This window comes from Longitalea arenae, from assembly GCF_016924755.1.
GTDB classification, from domain to species: Bacteria; Bacteroidota; Bacteroidia; order Chitinophagales; family Chitinophagaceae; genus Niastella; species Niastella arenae.
On record NZ_JAFFJX010000004.1, the window covers coordinates 210,206 to 228,611 of the forward strand.

Consider the following 18,406-nt stretch of genomic DNA (forward strand, 5'->3'; position numbering starts at 1 on the left):
ATGCTAAGATCTACCTTTTCATTTGTCGGTTCTGATGACGAAAGCTTTTAATGCAGCCAGCTTGCCGTCGCGAAACTGCCATACGTCGCAGTAAGAGTAATCGACCCAGTTACCATCCTTATCTTTCATAGTTACTATGCCGATAGCCGTTAGATGATCACCCTCCCCAATCAGGTTCTCCACGGTAACCTTTGGCGGTTCCAGGTAGCTGTCTGCCATCCATTGACGAACGGCTTCCTTTCCTTTTAAGGTTGTATCGCCTACAAAGATCCATTCCGTATCATCTGTGCATAACGACAAAAAACCTTCATAGTTCCCTTCAGCAATAGCTGCATTCCCTTTTAACAGGATCTCTTTATTTTTCGCTGTCATCTTCTTTGCCCTGTGTTTAAGTGAATAACACGTAGATAATGCTTTTGTTTACGGGTCATGGATGTATCGCCGGGTTTGTCAGGGATTGATGAAACCAGGAACGATGGGTTCAGGATTTTCCCGGGGCGAAAAAGGATTATAAAAATAAAGCCGGTGCTTTCTGAATAATTCGAGATGCTTTTCGAGCCGCCTGCTGAAACCCGCAAAATCTTTCCTTTTGCTTTCGGTTGTCCATGACGCTTCTGCCAGCGCCGCGATGCGTGGAAACATCATGTATTCCAGTTTATTTGTCGTTGAAATGCGCTCTGTCCACACCGAACCCTGCAAACCCAGGACCAACGGTGCATGTTTGGGCTCGTATAACCGGGAGGGCGAAAAATCGTACAATAACTGTAAATGGTTGTAAGCGCCGTCGGGATTCCATCTTCTGCCAATGCGCTGCGTTGTATCCTGAACAAAATCGAAGTAAAGTGGGATGCGTGGAGTCAGCACAACGGAAAATCCTTTGGAAAGCGCCAGCTGCAATTGTTGGGTTCTGTCGTGCCGCCACCAGAATATGATGCTGTTAGCCGGCTCGAATGAGCTGCCGGCCACTTCGTCCCAAAAGAGCGCCTTGTTGTTCATCTTTGCCACCGAATCGGCCATGCGCTCGATGAAATAGGTTTCAACAGCTTTCAGGTCGGCCAGCTTTTTATCCTGCATCAATTGCTGCACATCCTTGTTGGTTTTCCACTGCTCATTACCAAAATGCACTTCATCACCGCCCAGGTGGATCATTTCAGACGTAAAAAGCGCATTGGTCTCTTTGAGAATTGCAGTAAGGTAGTTATATGTTTCTTCCTTGCCAGGATTAAATGTAAACTCCGGATACTTCCTGGATCCGCCGCCGCTGAATGCAGGATATGCTTTGTTCGCTGCTGCGGCATGCCCCGGCATGTCAATTTCAGGTATTACTTCTATGAACCGTTGTTTTGCATAAGCAATGATCTCCTTGATCTCTTCCTGTGTGTAGTATTTAGCAGTTGACAAAGAATCGTGATAAGTTCCAATGCCACCGACTAAAGCAAGCCTTGGGTATTTCTTAATTTCCAAACGCCATCCGGGGTCATCGGTAAGATGCCAGTGAAACCGGTTAAGTTTATAAAATGCCATCCAGTCGAGTATGAGCTTTACGGTCTCTTTTCCGAAAAAATACCTCGACTCATCCAGCAGAATTCCCCTCCATGAAAAGGCCGGCTGGTCTTCAATATCACAACAGCGGATACCGGCAGTAGCGTTTTTGCCGGCCGATTGTTCAATCAGTTGAAGTAAGGAAGTCACTCCATAAAAAGCGCCTTCCTGGCTTCTGGCACTTATGCTGATCTCTTTGGGGCTTATGCGCAGTTTATATTCACCTACTGTTTTGCCCGCTCCGGGTAGCCTGTCAATAACAATAGGTGGCAAGGTGCTTTCTGCCTGAATAGCGAGCGTTCGTCCATTTCTTTCAAGCAATTCCTGCTGCAGGAAATGCGCCTGCTCACGGAAAGCCGCTTCGCGGATTATAATGGGCGTATGGTCGCTTACAACAAATTCGCCATCCAGGCTGGTAAATTTGTGGGGCAGCGGAATGATAGCTGGCTGCTGCGGCATGGCCGGGAAACAGGAAGCGACCAATAAGAAAAGAAATAAAATTTTCTTCATGATTTTTAAAAGGGGTGGTTCTCTAATTATTGATCACTTTCTTTACCTGTGCCACCATCTCCGCTGCGTTTGTGGCCGACAACTTTTTTATGTCAAAATTTTTCAATGCCGCTTCCAGTTCCTGCAATTTGCCGGTCTGCTTATTACGGGAATACTCTTTTCTCAGCATTTCTATTTTCTCAAAATCCTGGATGCCTTCAACGAGTTTTTCAAAACGGATCGAACTAAGCGGCCCGGGATAGATCTGATAGGTGTCGCCAGCCGGCCACGAGGTAAAACGGCTGTCGGTGAGCGGATCTTTTGTCCAGCTATTAAACGCCCATCTCAAATAACCATCCATTTTGGTTGCTGCCGTATACCATCCTATCCAAACGTGCTCATCGGGAGGAGAAAAAGTAAAACCATTCGGATAAGGCTCCATACAACAGGTATACCATGTGCTGATCTTTCCTTCCTTTTTACGCCTCGTCAATACATCCTCAGGGAATTGCCAGCGGGAAGCCACGCAGTAGTCATAAATATCCTTTTCAATTTCCGGATGGTAATCACCCGCCAATGCGATCCGCCAATCCTTACCGATCGATTTCAATAATGCAATAACAGATTGCATAGCGGCCATTGGTCTTTCATCCATGGCTATAGTGGTTTTTGCAAACCAGTTCCTGCTTTTTAAATGCGCCGTAAAATCGGTAAGCATCCGCGACCAAAATTCGTTATAGGCGGGGCTACCTATTGGCTGCGTGAACACGGTATCTTTTCCCAACGCCTCATCATAATACCTGAACTCGATCTTCCAGGGCACCATGCTATAGCAGTTGATCCGGCTACTGATACCACAACTCATCACAAATGAAACGTATTTGTCGAACAGGCTATAATCATAGCTCCATTCACCGTTCTTCTTTTTGGTCCATTTGATCAGGCCCGGATAATCATCAAAGGTTTGATGTCCCCACGGCTCATTTATAATGCTGGCAGTAATTGCTTTCTGACCGGCGCCCGCGAGCATAGTATAATACTTTCTCATTAATGAAAAATGCGCATCACTCCAAAGCGGCACCTGGTGCACCCTTGCGATTGCCACGGGATGTTGCCAAAGGTCCAGCTCGAACTGAAACTGATCAGGGGTTGGCAATTTTTTGTCAATTACATGCAGTGAAATATTCAACACATATTTTTTATCCGCCACCACGGTAACCGTACCTGCATATTCACCCGCTTTTGCATCTGCCGGCACTTTAATGCTAAGCCATACCGGTTGCAGGGTGTTGCGCTGAAGTTTCAATGAAGGGAGATCGGTGTTGATGATATCTGCTGCCAGGGAAGAGTCTAATTCGGCGGATTTGCGTTTACCGCATCCGGCCTTAAATTCATCGGTCATTACATACTGAACAAAACCGGTAACAATGTTATCTTTTTTGATCACATGGCCCTGCCTGTCTTTCAAATCGAGGGAAACTACCCTGATATTATCAATATCTTTTTCTGCCCAGATCAGCAGCTGCGTGTGCACCTTCTCTCCTTTCCATGCAGAAATGCGCCAGGCCGTTTCTTGTTTTATAGCCGGGGCTCCTTCTTTTTTAAAGCGCATACTGCTGCTTGCAAACCCTACAAAAACGGATGATGGAACTTGCTTTCCTGCTCGTGCATCCCGGGAAGCCATTACGGCGTTCTTTGATCGTATGACGAGACCGGCATCCTGTGCAAAAGAGAAAAAACCGGCTATGAAAGCTGCAATAGTAAGTATATACCGCATCGTTAGGTGGCGCTTGGTTGATAGATAAATTTGAAGGAAATTATTACCGAATGCGCTTCTGTAAGCATCCGGTTCTTTGAACAAATCTACTTGTTTTTTGAGATGGCAACCACTAAACTTGCGCAAACGGTTGCAGCAGGATAGTGCTATCATTTCTTACATCCGCTAATTATTGTTAGATTGTAGATCATTGACAGCAACGATCAGGGCCTGCAGTGAACGCTAGGAAATCACATAGAATTAAAGAAAGCATTACAACAAAGATAACACTATGGCAAAAAGTAAATTACTGCAAATGCACAATGTCGGCATCGTGGTAGAATCCCTCGATAACGCCATCTCTTTTTTTGCTGAGCTTGGCCTGAAGCTTGAAGGGCGCGGCACTGTTGAAGGTGAATGGGCGGGCCGCGTAACCGGACTGGGTGATCAGTGCGTGGAGATCGCTATGATGGTTACCCCCGATGGCAACAGCCGGCTTGAACTGTCCCGGTTTATCACTCCACCGACAATTTCCGATCACAGGACTGCACCGGTGAATGCACTGGGTTATCTGCGTATCATGTTCACCGTTGAGAACATCGACGAAATGGTATCCAGGCTCACCCAACATGGTGCTCAGCTCGTAGGTGAGGTGGTTCAGTACGAGAACGTGTACCGGCTCTGTTACATACGTGGTGTTGAAGGGCTGCTTATCGGACTGGCGGAAGAGCTTAAGAGTTAGTCAAAACAATTTATTCGACCTACACATAATTCAGCGACCTATAGATCAGCTTACTTCGTGAAATATACTAACTCCACACTATATTTGTCCCTAAACTTAGAATATACATGCGTTTGATTACTCTTTTTTTTAGTATGATACTCGTCTTTGTGCTGACGGGCTGTAGCAATAAGGATAAAGAAGATCATAAATGTACCACAGTGGCAGAAGATGATGCGCAAATGCAAAATTATATTAGTGCAAATGGCATTACAGCTACCAAACATGCCAGTGGGATGTATTACCAGATCATTGAGCCCGGCAGCGGTGCAACGCCCACGATCAATTCAACTGTGAAAGCAAATTATATCGGTAAATTCACCAACAACACATCTTTCGATGGAGGCGTAGCGAGTTTTCCGTTGGGAGGCGTCATTAAGGGATGGCAAATTGGTATCCCGCTTATCAGGCAGGGAGGAAAGATAAAATTGATCATTCCGCCTTACCTGGCTTACGGATGTAATGATTACAGGGGCATTCCCGGTAATTCCGTATTGGTATTTGATGTGGAATTACTGGAAGTGCAGTAAGCCAGGTGGAAAGCGGAAATGCAACAGGAGCAAAAGTAGTGTCGGCTGCACAGCTAAAATCAGCAGAACTGTTGAATTGTCTACGTCAGTGCCTAACGACATACTGCTTGTCAGCGGTTCATTATTCTTTCATTTACCGGTTCATAATAAAGAATGACGGCGCCACCGCCAAATGTTTTTGTCTTAATAAGTTTAAGGGTAATTTTTTCGCTGATGTTTTTAAATAAGGGTAAACCACTTCCTGCAATAACCGGGTGAATACAAAGTTGAAATTCGTCTATTAAATTAAGTTGGGTCAAAGCTACGATCAAGCTCGGACTGCATACAAAAACGTCTTTACCCGGTTGTTGTTTGAGTTCCAAAACTTCTTTCTCGAGGTCCTGACTTGCTAGTTTCGCACTTTTCCAATCTACATTTTTCAGTGTGCGGGAAAACACAATCTTTGGGGTATTGTCTATTGCGACTGCAAAATCGTCCATTGCTTTATCACCTGTCGGATTTTCCAGTACGGTTCGCCAAAATTCCATAAGCTGGTAGGTTATCCTGCCAAATAAAGCGGTATCAGCACTTCTCAACATGTCAGCGTAATGCTGATGTATTTCTTCATCAGGGACACCTGAGGTATGGTCACAAAAGCCGTCAAGCGTCATATTCATTGCTGCAATAACTTTTTTCATATTTTCCTTGTTGTCTGTTTCGTGGGTTGTATTAAGAATTTGACAATAATTATCGAACACCTTTTCAACTTAAACTGGGAAAGAAATACTGAAATGCAAGCTATTGATTAAACAAAAAAAGGAAACAATCAGATGATCGTTTCCTTAAGTGGAGGTGACCGGATTCGAACCGGTGTCCAAACATATCCTTCAAAAGCTTTCTACATGTTTATTCCGGCATTATTTGTCGGGAAGTAACAGGAACCGGACGAACCAATCACTTCCTTAGCTGAATAGTCTTTTGTAACCGGCACAGCCTACGGTTACAGCATTCTGTATTTGTTTTGAGTCGGCGGCGGGGCGTGGTAACAGAACGACCTGCCCGGCGGCCCTAATGACTACTTAATCACTGATTAGGCAGCCATGGCAAATTGAGTATTGCCATTTAATGTTTGAATATTCAGATTTACGTGCTAATTATCCAACGCACGACATGCTTACACCTTCAAAGATCTACGCTGTCAAAACCATACACCCCCGATTGGGTTTGTGGTTTGTTGTCTGTGGTTTGTGGTTATTTCCTTACTGCGGTAACCGGATCACATTCGTCAGCCGCACCGTTCGGCAATACCTAAAGCACAAAAGCAAACAACAACGTGCAAAATTAATGCAATTTTCGAGCTTCTGCCAATATTACACCACTTACTATTAAATTTTCATTTTCAATAACATATCGTCACCGCTGCTGACAAGAGCCTTTTAGCGCTATTCATTGCGCAGCCGGGCAGAAGCCGAAATTGAACGCGGCCGCAGCCATGGTAGCTCCAGCTATGCCCAATATAGGCGCATCTCCTAAATATGGTATTTGAAATAAAAAATGCCCCCGGTTTGGGCGGAGGCATTCTTTGAAGATGTATATCCAAACGCTAGTTCTTGAATAAATATCGCCAGAAATCGAGTCCCAGTGCATAGGCCATAACGCCCAGCAAAAGGATCATACCTGCCATCTGCGCATACTCCATGAATTTATCACTTGGTTTACGGCCGGTGATCATTTCATAAAGGGTGAACAGTACGTGTCCGCCATCGAGGGCCGGTATGGGCAGAATATTCATAAACGCCAGTACAATGCTTAGCAGGGCCGTCATTCTCCAGAAACGTTCCCAATCCCATTTGGCGTCAAACATATTTCCGATGGTCAAAAAGCTGCCGAGCGATTCGCTGGCCTTCACTTCCTTGCTGGTGAATAACAGTTTAAAGTTCTGCACATTCATGACCAGGGTTTCCCATCCTTTTACAACACCAGCCGGTAAAGATTCAAAAAAGCTGTATTTCTTCACTTCAAATTTCAGGAACTTATCGGGCGAACGTGGATAGAAGCCAATGCTGGCATCTGCCGTTAAACGCACTTTTACTTCAGCCGTATCGGTTTGATTCCGCAATACGGTTAAGGTCACTTCTTTATCCTTATAATTCTTTTTGATATCACTCAGCTCATAAAACGAACTGATGGGCGTGCCGTTGAAGGCAATGATCTGGTCGTCTTTCTGCAAAGCGCCCAAAGTGAATTTGGCGGTGCTTTTATTGATACTGTCAACTACGGCCGGGAACCGGGGATAAGCAAGCGGATCGCCTTTCCGTTTTAACAACTGGCTGATGGTGCCTTCCGGTACCGCTACATCCATCTGTTGTCCGTCCCTTACCACCTGAATGGTCTTGGCTTCATTCAGAATTATATTAGTGCTGATCTGCGAAAAATTCACCACCTCTTTTCCATTTATGGCCGTGATCTTATCGCCGTCCTTCAAACCAATGCTTTTACCCAGGCTGTCGACATATACACCATATACTGCATTTTTAGCAGGCAGGTATTCTTCGCCCCATACCCATAAGATCATGGCGAATAAAAAGAAGCCGAGTATAAGGTTGACCGTAACACCGCCGATCATGATGATCAGGCGCTGCCAGGGCTTCTTAGCACGAAATTCCCAGGGTTGCGGGGGCAGCTTCATCTGCTCTTTGTCCATACTTTCGTCGATCATGCCCGAGATCTTAACATATCCGCCCAGGGGTAACCAGCCGATACCATAAACGGTATCACCGATCTTCTTTTTTACCAGGGAGAACCAGGGATCGAAGAACAAATAAAATTTTTCTACCCTGCATTTAAACCATTTGGCGGGCAGAAAATGGCCCATTTCATGTAATATGACGAGGATAGATAAGCACAATATTAATTGCCCTGCTTTGATACCTACTACTGCCCAGTCTATTGCTAACAATGTGATCATATATGCGCTAAATAAGCGGTGTGTTTATTATAAAATAGACCCAAAATATCGAATAATCCTGCAATTCAGCCAACCGCTCACAAAAATTAACGGAAAAAAGGCCCTTCCTTATAGCTTTATCAGTGAGGCAGCAAAATTACGGGCCTCCCCATCGCTGTCAAAATATTCTTCCAGCGTGGGTTTTTCAATCACCGGCACGTGCTGCAAGGTGCGTTCTATGAGGTCGGTCATATCTAAAAAGCCAATACGATTCCGTAAAAAAGCAAATACGGCTATTTCATTGGCGGCATTCAGCACACAGGGCTGGTTTCCACCCCTGAAAAGAGCTTCGGTGGCCAGTATCAGGTTCCGGAATGTTTTGGTATCGGGCTCCTCAAACGTGAGCTGACTGGGGTTCTTGAAATTATACCGGGGGAATTGGTTGGGAATTCGGTGCGGAAAGGCCAGCGCATACTGAATGGGCAGCTTCATATCAGGCAGTCCCATCTGTGCTTTTATGCTGCCGTCTTCAAACTGTACAAGGCTATGTATAATACTTTGGGGATGAACCAGTACCTGTACCTGCTCGGGACCCAGGTCGAACAACCAGCGGGCTTCGATCATTTCAAGCCCCTTGTTCATGAGGGTTGCCGAGTCGATGGTGATCTTGGCGCCCATTTGCCAGTTGGGATGCTGCAGCGCATGGTCGCGTTTTACATTCACCAGGTAATTGGGCTTCTTGCCCAGGAATGGTCCGCCACTCGCCGTCAAAATAACTTTTTCGATCTTGTTGCGGGTTTCGCCTACCAGGCACTGGAATATGGCGGAATGCTCTGAATCTACCGGGATCACCGGCACCCTTTTTTCAATAGCCTTCTGCATCACGATATCACCAGCCACTACCAGTGTTTCCTTATTGGCCAGGGCAATGGCTTTTCCTGCATCCAGCGCGCATAGTGTAGGGCGTAAGCCGGCAAAACCTACTATGGCTGCCAGCATCATATCATAACAATCCATGCCAGCCACATCTTCCAATGCCTGCTCGCCGGCAAATACTTTTATATCGGTGTGTGAAAGGGCTTCTTTTACAGTGAGGTATTTCTTTTCATCGCCAATAACCACAATATTGGGATTGAATTGAAGGGCCTGCTTTATCAACAGCTCGTCGTTGCCGAAAGCGGTTAAGATCTCCGCAGTGAATTTGTCGGGATTTGCGGCTATCACTTCCAACGCCTGACAGCCAATTGAGCCTGTTGATCCAAATATTGCAATGCGTCTCTGTGGAAAACTGTTCGACATGTTCCGGTTTCAATAATTTGTTTAGTAAGCTTAATCAGACAGCCTTAACGTTAAAACTACTCTACATATTTTTCCAGTGCCGATGCAATGTTACGATCATTGCTGAGCCGGGGCACTTTATTCTGACCGCCTAATTTACCAATGGATTTCATGTAATCTATGAACCCATGTTTTTTAACCGGGCGAATATGCAATGGTAACAATATATTGCCAGTGATGAGATCGTTGTAGTAAATGTTCTTTTTGCGCAGATTCACATCCACCTTCTCGGCAAAACGTTCGAGGTTCTCAGGTTTGTTCTCAAATTCGATGAACCACTCGTGGTAAGATTTTCCTTTGCCCTGCTGAATCATGGGCGCCACAGTAAATTCAGTGATATGCACGCCTTCTTCTTCTGCGGCTTTTATAAGGCTTTGTTCTACTTCTTCACCAATAACATGCTCGCCAAATGCCGAAATAAAATGTTTGATACGACCGGTCACTACCAGCCGGTACGGATTTGTGGAAACAAATTTAACGGTATCACCGATATTATATCCCCATAAACCTGCATTGCTGTTTATGATCAGGGCATAGTTCTCGCCCACTTTCACATCTTTCAGCGATAAACGGGTAGGGTTGGCATTGAATATTTCGCCAGCGGGAACAAACTCAAAAAATATACCGCTGTTTGTGTTGAGTAATAATCCTTCCGCTTCCTGGGAATCCTGGAAAGCCATAAATCCTTCCGATGCGGGAAAGGTCTCAATAGCGGCTATGCGTGCGCCGATGCTATCGAACAATTTCGTTCTGTAGGGTTCAAAGTTCACGCCGCCATGCACCAGTACCGAGAAATTGGGGAATAATTCCTTGATCTTTTTACCGGTCTTTTCCATCAGCCTGTCAAAGTACATTTGAGCCCATGGCGGAATGCCGCTTATAAGGGTCATATCCTGGTTAATGGTCTCTGCCACTATTTTATCGAGCTTGGTTTCCCAATCATCGATACAGTTGGTCTCATAAGAGGGCAACTGATTTTTGCGCAGGTAACTGGGCACATGATGGTTCACGATACCGCTTAAGCGGCCGGTAGGTATTCCACCAATGCGTTCCAGTTCGGGCGAACCGGATAAGAATATCATTTTACCATCGGTAAACGTGGTATTACCTGATTCGGCAATATAACAGAGCAGGGCATTACGCGCCGTGTTGATATGGTTGTCGATCGATTCTTTACTGATGGGAATATACTTTACACCACTGGTGGTGCCGGAGGTTTTAGCCAGGTAAATAGGCAGCCCTTTCCAGAGCACATTGTGCTTGCCTTCCTTGATCTTTTCAATATAGGGCTTGAACTGTTCGTAGTCACGGATGGGCACCGCCTGTACATACTCTTCGTGCACATTTATTTCCGGTAAACGGTGATCTTTACCAAATTCAGTTGCCTTACCTGTTTTAAGCAGTTCCTTCAGGATGTTTTCCTGGTCTGCTACAGCGGTGGCCATGCCCTTTCTGATACCTTTATATATATAATGGGCAAATGGTTTTGCCAGAAACGATTTTATTTTCATTGAATCCCGTATTCCATCGTTAGGAGAAACAAACCTACGTCAATTAGTGAAATGCGCAAAGATTGATTTATTGCAAATCGTTCAAAGCTATAATTAACTCGCTCAATGTCTGAATGTTCACTGAAGCCCGTTTGTTACCCTTACCGGTTTGCCGGATGCCCGATTTCGCGGCCCCCGGTTGTTGAGGTAATTGCTAACTGGCAACTGGCAACCGGTAACGGGGCGACTGGTAACCGGCGACTATTTTTAACGCCTGCCCTGATATAGATCATAAAGGTCGCTGTAAATGGCTAACAATCAATATTTCTCACTAATTTGCAGGAAAACCGGCCATTTTCGGGGCAAAAACCTGAAAAAAATCTTCGCTAAAGCCTTCTCAATCTGCTGCAAACCCTTACCTTTGCACTCCTAATTTTGGAAACCTATGTTTGCAATAGTTAAAATCGCCGGACAACAATTTAAGGTTCAAAAGGACCAAACTTTATTTGTACCGCGTGTGGACGGTAAAGCCGGAGACAAAGTTGAATTTTCTGAGATCCTCCTGTTAGATGATGCAGGTAAACTGTCAATTGGCAGTGCTGTAAAAGGTGCTGTTCAGGCTGAGATCCTCGATCAGGTACAAGGCGATAAAGTGATCGCTTTTAAAATGAAAAGAAGAAAAGGTTTCCGCAAGAAACACGGTCACCGCACTCACTACACAAAGATCAAAGTAACAGCTATCGCATAGTCTCCAACTTCAGATCACAAGCTCCAACGAATCGTTTGGATCCTGCGATCTGGGTTTTGGAATTTTGTTTGGTTCTGTTATTTGTTTTTTGAAGTTTTAAATAAGTCATTAATAAACTTACAAACAATCTACCATGGCACATAAAAAAGGGGAAGGCAGTGTAAAGAACGGTCGCGACTCACAAAGCAAACGCCTGGGCGTTAAAATATACGGTGGTCAATCTGCTATCGCAGGTAATATCATCGTTCGTCAACGCGGCACTGTATATCATCCCGGAAAAAATGTTGGTATCGGAAGAGACTACACCATTTTCGCATTAACTGATGGTGTTGTTGAATTCAGAAAGACCAGGAACGATAAAACTATCGTTAGCGTAGTAGCGGTTGCGTAACATGTTAAGTGTATAGTGAATTTTTCACAAAATGTGAAAAATTTTTTGGCGGTTTGAAATTAGTTTTTATTTTTACACTAGTTAAATTCTATTTACTAACCGTTAAAATTCACAAAAACATGGCAACTAAGAAAAAAGCTGCTAAAAAAGCTGCAAAGAAAGCTGCTAAGAAAGCCGCTCCAAAGAAAAAGAAAGCTGCAAAGAAGAAATAACTTCGGCTTCTTGGAAAGCAAAAAATATCAAAGTCCTGAATTTCATTCAGGACTTTTTTTTTGTCCCCTTCCATACGCACATCTCTATTCATTCCCATCTCTTTCATCAGCTGAAACCAACGGCCAGCCTGCATTCGAAACCGGAGCTTGCGCCGGCATCCTGAAGCCAAGCTTCGCCCCATTGACCATTGCCCATCGCCCATTCACCATTGACCATTGACCATTGCCCATTCACCATTGACCATTCCCCGTTGCCTTTGCGTTAAGCATTTGGCGTTACATACCAAGCCTTGCCCCTAATTGCTTATTTTTACACCGATCTTTAGCATCCCCTCTATTTTACATAAGACTTTATCAGTTTCTGTGAATGGCTTCAAATTATTCTATTGAATAAACCTGACCAATAACCCTGGTACCGTTTTTTAATAGTCACATGTGAAAATGTAGTCAATGTGTTTTGTGCCGGATTGTAAAGTGCTATGAAGTATGTTAACATTACACCAATAGCCGTTGAAGGCTGAAGGTTAAAAGCGCAACACAACGACAAAAGCGCAAGCTGCAATGCAAACGCCAGGGCCCTTTTGGAACCTTGGTTCATACATTCGTTGAACCTTTGGCATCGAGCTTTGCGCATTCGGCTTTCAGCTTAAGCCTTGAGCATTGAACCTTTGGCGAAGCATTGAGCGTTGCGCCTGGGCCTTTGGCCCTAAGCATCGAGCCTTATACCTATTAAAGGGATTTCCTTTATCGATATACAAACAAAAACTACAACTGCTTGTCATGTTTAAAAAAATCCTTGTTGCCAACCGGGGCGAAATCGCCATCCGGGTACTACGCGCTGCTACCGAGTTAAACATCAAAACCATTGCCGTTTACACTTTTGAAGACCGGTACTCCCTGCATCGTTATAAAGCCGATGAAGCTTACCAGATCGGGAAAAACGATGATCCGCTAAAACCTTACCTCGATATTGAAGAGATCATCCGCGTTGCCAAACATGAAAAAGCCGATGCCATTCACCCCGGTTATGGTTTTCTGTCAGAAAATGCCCGTTTTGCCCAGCGATGTGCCGAAGAGAACATTGCCTTCGTGGGGCCCACCGCTCACATTATGGATCAGCTGGGCGATAAGATCGCCGCTAAAAAAGTAGCCAAAACGGCGGGCGTGCCCATGATCGAAGACAGTAAAGCCGATATACAAAACATCGAGATCGCTTTACAGGAAGCCCGCCGCATCGGTTTCCCCATCATCATTAAAGCCGCTGCAGGTGGCGGTGGCCGTGGGATGCGCGTCGTACGCAATGAGGAAGACCTCGAGAAAACAGTGCTGGAAGCCCGTAACGAAGCCAAAACAGCTTTTGGCAACGATACGGTGTTCTTTGAGAAATTCATTGAATCGCCCAAACACATCGAGGTACAGATCCTCGGCGATCATCATGGTAATATCGTTCACCTGTTTGAACGCGACTGCTCCGTGCAACGCCGCTTTCAGAAAGTGGTGGAAGTAGCGCCCGCCCTGTCACTGAAAACCGAGACCCGTCAAAAATTACACGAGTATGCCATCCGCATCTGCAAACAGGTACAGTATAACAATGCCGGCACAGTGGAGTTCCTGGTCGATAAAGCGGAGAACATATATTTTATTGAAGTAAATCCGCGCATCCAGGTTGAACACACGGTTACAGAAGAAATAACCGGTATCGATATTGTAAAAAGCCAGATCCTGGTGGCCCAGGGTTATGCGCTCACCGATCCGCCCATCAATATCGCTTCGCAACAACAGTTACAGATCTCCGGGGTAGCTATTCAATGCCGCGTTACTACAGAAGATCCATCGAATAATTTCAAACCCGATTTCGGTACCTTGATCGCTTACCGCAATGCCGGCGGCCCGGGCATCAGGCTCGATGAAGGCAGCTCCTACCCCGGCGTTAGCATCTCCCCCTTCTTCGATTCATTGCTCGTAAAGATCACGGCCAGCGGCCGCAACCTGGAAGAGACCTGCGACCGCCTGGTGCGTACCTTACGAGAATTCCGCATCCGCGGTGTTAAGACAAATATTCCCTTCCTTGAAAATGTATTACAACATACCACCTTTCAAAACGGGCTCGCTACCGTTGATTTTATCGATAACCATGCAGAGCTTTTTCACTTTGCGCCACGGATGGACCGCGGTACCAAAGCCCTTCAATACCTGGCCGAGATCATTGTGAACGGCCACCCGGATGTACCTGTTGTAAATCCGGCTATCACTTTCCGCACACCCGTTGTGCCCGATGCCCTGCAACAGCATATTTCCAAGGGCACGAAGGACCGGCTTACCGAAATGGGCCGCGAGGGCTTTGTCGATTGGTTAAAGAAGCATCCCGCCATTCAATATACCGATACCACATTCCGCGATGCACACCAGTCGCTGCTCGCAACACGAGTACGCACCACCGATATGCTGAAGGTGGCGGAAACAGTTGCCAAAAATCATCCCGAGATCTTTTCCCTGGAAATGTGGGGCGGCGCCACCTTCGATGTAGCGCTGCGCTTTTTACATGAATGCCCCTGGCAACGTTTACAACTTATGCGGGAACGTATCCCCAATATCCTGTTCCAGATGCTGATCCGCGGTTCCAATGCCGTTGGTTACACCGCCTACCCCGACAATCTCGTAGATACATTCATTGAAGAAAGCTGGAAGAACGGCATCGATATCTTCCGCATCTTCGACTCGCTCAACTGGCTCGAAGGCATGAAGGTAAGCATCAATGCCGTTCGCGAAAGAACGGGCGGGCTGGCCGAAGCCTGTATCTGTTATACGGGCGATTTCCTGGACCCGCAACGCAATCAAAAATTCAACCTGCAATATTATATCGACCTGGCCAAACGCCTGGAAGACGCCGGCGCCCATATCCTCGGCATTAAAGATATGGCGGGATTGCTAAAGCCCATGCAGGCGGGTATCCTTGTGAGTGAGCTGAAGAAAGCGATCGATATTCCCATTCACCTGCATACCCACGACACCTCCTCCATTCAGTCGGCCACCTATTTAAAGGCCATAGAAGCCGGGGTTGACGTAATTGACGTTGCGCTCGCCGCTATGTCGGGACTTACCTCTCAACCCAATTTTAATTCCATTGTGGCCATGATGAAAGGCCACCCGCGTGAATTGCCGGTGAACCTGCAGTCACTGAATGAGCTTTCGAATTACTGGGAAGATGTACGCGAATACTACTATCCGTTTGAATCGCAATTAAAAGCCGGTACGGCGGAAGTATTTGATCATGAGATTCCGGGCGGACAATATTCCAACCTACGGCCACAGGCGCGTTCGCTTGGCCTTGAACACCAGTTCAGCAATATCAAGAAGAACTATGTGGTAGTGAATAAACTCTTTGGCGATATCGTAAAAGTAACGCCCTCTTCAAAAGTGGTAGGCGACATGGCCCTCTTCATGACAGCCAACGGGTATACGGAACAGGATATTTTCGACAAAGGCGAAACCCTTTCCTTCCCCGATTCAGTGATCGGTTTATTCCGGGGCGACCTGGGACAAACCCCCGGCGGTTTTCCTGCACCGCTGCAAAAGCTCATTCTCAAAAATGAAAAAGCCTTTACCGACCGGCCCAACGCCCATTTACATGCGCTGAACCTGGACATGGAATGGAAAAAATTTCTAACGAAATATGGCAAACAGTACAGCCGCCTCGATCTGTTGTCGGCCTTGTTTTACCCCAAAGTATTTGATGAATACCACCAGTTCAAAATGCAGTTTGGTGAAGTATATTATGTTCCCTCCCCTGTTTTCTTCTATGGGTTGAAACCAAATGAAGAAACCCTTATAGAACTGGCGCCAGGCAAAAGCATTCTCATTAAATTTTTGCATACAAGCGGAACCGATGAGAATGGCTATAAGCAGGTATTCTTTAAACTGAATGGTCAAACGCGGTCCATTTTTGTAAAGGATAAAAGTTTTACCTCGGTAAAACCCACGCATAAGAAAGCTGCTGCCGATAACGAGATCGGTGCACCGCTGCAGGGCAAACTGTCTAAAATACTGGTGAAAGCCGGCGAAAACGTTGAAAAGAATACACCTTTATTTGTAATCGAGGCCATGAAAATGGAATCGACCATCGTAGCGCCGTTCACGGGCCTGGTGAAAAGCATTTTGCTGAATGAGGGTGTGTTTGTGGAGCAGGACGATCTGGTGGTGGAGTTAGGCTAGCCACCAGCACCTGCCAGATATTCTTTCAACCTAAAAACCTAATTTAGCAGCCAGTTCAAACTTAGAATCACATTAGAAATGATTGATAACTACTTTATTGCCGATCAATTTTCCCTGCTGGCCAAATTGATGGAAATGCATGGTGAAAATTCGTTCCGGTCGCGAACCTATTCCAGCGCCGCTTTTGCGATTGAAAAAGTAACGCATCCCCTGGCAGAAATGCCGGAGGAAAAACTGGTAACCATAAAAGGCATCGGCGATTCGGTGGCAAAAAAAGTGATCGAGATCCTGCAAACCGGCAAACTCAGTGTGCTGGAAGATACGATCTCCAAAACACCGCCGGGCGTGCTGGAAATGCTTAAAATAAAAGGGCTCGGCCCTAAAAAGATCGCCACGATCTGGAAAGAAATGGGCATTGAATCGGTAGGTGAGTTATTGTATGCCTGCAACGAGAACCGGCTCCTGCTCTTCAAAGGTTTTGGTGAGAAAACGCAAAAGAATGTACAGGAATCCATCGAGTTCTATATGAAGAACCAGGGCAGCCACCTGTATGCCGAAACGGAACCTTATGCTGTCGTAATTGACGCCACGCTGAAAAAACAATTCCCGCAGCGGCAGTTCGCTCTTACCGGACAATTCAGGCGACAGGCTGAGATCATCGACCGGCTCGAATGGGTGACCACCGCTACCAACACGGAATTGCTGGCTTTCCTGGGCGCTAATAACTATACCACCCGCGAAACACTGGAGGATATCTTTTCAGTAATGGGGCCTGAGAATGTATTATTGAAATTTTATACGGCCACCCCGGACAATTTCGCTGCGGTGCTCTTCCATACAAGCGGCAGTGAAGAATTTGTCAGCGCCTGCCAGGCCTTGCCAGGCTGGGGCAAGACCGCTGGCTGCCAGTCGGAAGAAGCCATCTTTACCGCATTGGAATTACCGTTTGTTGCACCGCCCATGCGCGAGCAGGCCACCGTGCTGAAGACGGTAAAGAACAACCCGGTGAAGCTGATCGAACCCGGCGATATCAAAGGCATTATTCACAGCCACAGCCAATGGAGCGATGGCGTGCACTCGATAGAAGAGATGGCAAAAGCCTGTATCGATAAGGGTTATGAATACCTGGTGATCAGCGATCACAGTAAAAGCGCCGCCTATGCCAATGGTTTGACCGAAGAACGCATTCGCGAACAGCACCGGTATATCGATGAGCTGAATGAAAAACTAAAGCCCTTCAAAATATTCAAGAGTATTGAATGTGACATTCTGGGTGATGGCGCCCTGGATTATTCCAATAATGTGCTCAGCACGTTCGACCTGGTGATCGCATCGGTGCATTCCAATATTAAAATGACGGAAGACAAAGCCATGATGCGGTTACTGAACGCGATCCGCAATCCATATACAACCATCCTGGGGCATATGACCGGGCGTCTATTATTGAGCCGTCCTGGTTATCCGGTTGACCATGTAACCATTATCGATGCCTGTATCGAGCACCAGGTGGTGATTGAGCTGAATGCACACCCCCGCCGCCTTGATATCGACTGGCGCTGGATTGATTATGCCATCGAGAAAGGAGTATTGATCTCGATTGACCCCGATGCCCACTCGGTGGAAGGTTATGATGATTGCCGCTATGGTGTACTTGCCGCGCAAAAAGGCGGATTGACCAAACAACAGAATCTTAGTAGTTTCACGCTCCGCGAATTTGAAGAATATTTAGCTAATAGAAAGAAAGTTAAGTCAATATAAGTTGGCGTTTGTGGTTTGTTGTTTGTGGTTTATGGTTCTTTAATTTATCGTTTTCGATTCTGAAGAATACGTGATTAATAGAAAGAAAGTTAAGTCAATATAGCTTTGCGTTTGTGGTTTGTGGTTTGTGGTTTATGGTTTTTTAATTTCATCGGTCCGAACAGTTTCGCAGCTCGCGATTTTTTGAATTTTATAATGCTAAGATTAATGAGAAATGCTGAACCTGCGAAGCA

14 protein-coding genes and 1 other RNA gene are annotated in these 18,406 nt (G+C 45.9%); 6 read left to right on the plus strand and 9 right to left on the minus strand.

Annotated features, from left to right (window positions below):
• Positions 1-18: 18 nt before the first annotated feature.
• The 3 genes from JT717_RS11555 to JT717_RS11565 all read right to left on the minus strand — a co-directional run bounded on the left by JT717_RS11555 (position 19) and on the right by JT717_RS11565 (position 3,892).
• Positions 19-372 carry a nuclear transport factor 2 family protein gene (locus tag JT717_RS11555; RefSeq protein ID WP_205510626.1) on the minus strand — a complete coding sequence of 118 codons (354 nt, stop codon included), beginning with the start codon at positions 370-372 and terminating at the stop codon, positions 19-21.
• A 78-nt stretch (positions 373-450) separates the two neighbouring features.
• On the minus strand, positions 451-2,052 hold the full coding sequence (locus tag JT717_RS11560) for a beta-N-acetylhexosaminidase (RefSeq protein ID WP_205510627.1): 1,602 nt from the start codon (positions 2,050-2,052) through the stop codon (positions 451-453).
• Between the two features lie 22 nt (positions 2,053-2,074).
• Positions 2,075-3,892 (minus strand): DUF4091 domain-containing protein, encoded by a 1,818-nt coding sequence (locus JT717_RS11565; RefSeq protein WP_240348026.1) that lies wholly within the window; start codon positions 3,890-3,892, stop codon positions 2,075-2,077.
• A 187-nt stretch (positions 3,893-4,079) separates the two neighbouring features.
• Between JT717_RS11565 and JT717_RS11570 the strand changes: the two genes are divergently transcribed.
• Both JT717_RS11570 and JT717_RS11575 read left to right on the plus strand, forming a co-directional pair.
• A complete protein-coding gene (locus tag JT717_RS11570) occupies positions 4,080-4,529 on the plus strand; it encodes a VOC family protein (protein WP_205510628.1) in 450 nt (149 codons plus the stop codon).
• Between the two features lie 107 nt (positions 4,530-4,636).
• On the plus strand, positions 4,637-5,098 hold the full coding sequence (locus JT717_RS11575) for an FKBP-type peptidyl-prolyl cis-trans isomerase (protein ID WP_205510629.1): 462 nt from the start codon (positions 4,637-4,639) through the stop codon (positions 5,096-5,098).
• A 110-nt stretch (positions 5,099-5,208) separates the two neighbouring features.
• Here JT717_RS11575 and JT717_RS11580 read toward each other — a convergent pair whose 3' ends face one another.
• The 5 genes from JT717_RS11580 to JT717_RS11600 form a co-directional block, all read right to left on the minus strand.
• Positions 5,209-5,775: a dihydrofolate reductase family protein gene (locus tag JT717_RS11580; RefSeq protein WP_205510630.1), complete on the minus strand. Its 567-nt coding sequence runs from the start codon at positions 5,773-5,775 to the stop codon at positions 5,209-5,211.
• 146 nt (positions 5,776-5,921) lie between these two features.
• Positions 5,922-6,293, minus strand: a transfer-messenger RNA (tmRNA) gene (ssrA, locus tag JT717_RS11585).
• Positions 6,294-6,680: 387 nt separating this feature from the next.
• Positions 6,681-8,045, minus strand: a complete 1,365-nt coding sequence (gene rseP / locus JT717_RS11590; protein WP_205510631.1) for an RIP metalloprotease RseP — start codon at positions 8,043-8,045, stop codon at positions 6,681-6,683.
• A 108-nt stretch (positions 8,046-8,153) separates the two neighbouring features.
• The gene (locus JT717_RS11595) at positions 8,154-9,323 is read right to left on the minus strand and encodes a 1-deoxy-D-xylulose-5-phosphate reductoisomerase (RefSeq protein ID WP_205510632.1); all 1,170 of its coding nucleotides are present in this window, start codon (positions 9,321-9,323) and stop codon (positions 8,154-8,156) included.
• Positions 9,324-9,379: 56 nt separating this feature from the next.
• Positions 9,380-10,873 (minus strand): GH3 auxin-responsive promoter family protein, encoded by a 1,494-nt coding sequence (locus JT717_RS11600; protein WP_205510633.1) that lies wholly within the window; start codon positions 10,871-10,873, stop codon positions 9,380-9,382.
• 424 nt (positions 10,874-11,297) lie between these two features.
• Between JT717_RS11600 and rplU the strand changes: the two genes are divergently transcribed.
• Positions 11,298-11,600 carry a 50S ribosomal protein L21 gene (gene rplU / locus JT717_RS11605; protein WP_205510634.1) on the plus strand — a complete coding sequence of 101 codons (303 nt, stop codon included), beginning with the start codon at positions 11,298-11,300 and terminating at the stop codon, positions 11,598-11,600.
• Between the two features lie 133 nt (positions 11,601-11,733).
• Positions 11,734-11,991, plus strand: a complete 258-nt coding sequence (rpmA, locus tag JT717_RS11610) for a 50S ribosomal protein L27 (RefSeq protein ID WP_205510635.1) — start codon at positions 11,734-11,736, stop codon at positions 11,989-11,991.
• 109 nt (positions 11,992-12,100) lie between these two features.
• Here rpmA and JT717_RS11615 read toward each other — a convergent pair whose 3' ends face one another.
• The gene (locus JT717_RS11615) at positions 12,101-12,406 is read right to left on the minus strand and encodes a hypothetical protein (RefSeq protein WP_205510636.1); all 306 of its coding nucleotides are present in this window, start codon (positions 12,404-12,406) and stop codon (positions 12,101-12,103) included.
• Positions 12,407-12,983: 577 nt separating this feature from the next.
• Here JT717_RS11615 and JT717_RS11620 point away from each other — a divergent pair.
• Both JT717_RS11620 and JT717_RS11625 read left to right on the plus strand, forming a co-directional pair.
• Positions 12,984-16,415: a pyruvate carboxylase gene (locus tag JT717_RS11620; protein ID WP_205510637.1), complete on the plus strand. Its 3,432-nt coding sequence runs from the start codon at positions 12,984-12,986 to the stop codon at positions 16,413-16,415.
• Between the two features lie 78 nt (positions 16,416-16,493).
• Complete coding sequence (locus JT717_RS11625) at positions 16,494-18,173, plus strand: helix-hairpin-helix domain-containing protein (RefSeq protein WP_205510638.1); 1,680 nt, start codon at positions 16,494-16,496, stop codon at positions 18,171-18,173.
• The last annotated feature ends 233 nt before the right edge of the window (positions 18,174-18,406 follow it).

Bases quoted from the DNA above. Each gene is read 5' to 3' on its own strand.
- JT717_RS11555 (WP_205510626.1), bottom strand. From the start codon at position 372: ATGACAGCGAAAAATAAAGAGATCCTGTTAAAAGGGAATGCAGCTATT.
- JT717_RS11560 (WP_205510627.1), bottom strand. From the start codon at position 2,052: ATGAAGAAAATTTTATTTCTTTTCTTATTGGTCGCTTCCTGTTTCCCG.
- JT717_RS11570 (WP_205510628.1), top strand. From the start codon at position 4,080: ATGGCAAAAAGTAAATTACTGCAAATGCACAATGTCGGCATCGTGGTA.
- JT717_RS11575 (WP_205510629.1), top strand. From the start codon at position 4,637: ATGCGTTTGATTACTCTTTTTTTTAGTATGATACTCGTCTTTGTGCTG.
- JT717_RS11580 (WP_205510630.1), bottom strand. From the start codon at position 5,775: ATGAAAAAAGTTATTGCAGCAATGAATATGACGCTTGACGGCTTTTGT.
- rseP (WP_205510631.1), bottom strand. From the start codon at position 8,045: ATGATCACATTGTTAGCAATAGACTGGGCAGTAGTAGGTATCAAAGCA.
- JT717_RS11595 (WP_205510632.1), bottom strand. From the start codon at position 9,323: ATGTCGAACAGTTTTCCACAGAGACGCATTGCAATATTTGGATCAACA.
- JT717_RS11600 (WP_205510633.1), bottom strand. From the start codon at position 10,873: ATGAAAATAAAATCGTTTCTGGCAAAACCATTTGCCCATTATATATAT.
- rplU (WP_205510634.1), top strand. From the start codon at position 11,298: ATGTTTGCAATAGTTAAAATCGCCGGACAACAATTTAAGGTTCAAAAG.
- rpmA (WP_205510635.1), top strand. From the start codon at position 11,734: ATGGCACATAAAAAAGGGGAAGGCAGTGTAAAGAACGGTCGCGACTCA.
- JT717_RS11615 (WP_205510636.1), bottom strand. From the start codon at position 12,406: ATGGGCGATGGGCAATGGTCAATGGGGCGAAGCTTGGCTTCAGGATGC.
- JT717_RS11620 (WP_205510637.1), top strand. From the start codon at position 12,984: ATGTTTAAAAAAATCCTTGTTGCCAACCGGGGCGAAATCGCCATCCGG.
- JT717_RS11625 (WP_205510638.1), top strand. From the start codon at position 16,494: ATGATTGATAACTACTTTATTGCCGATCAATTTTCCCTGCTGGCCAAA.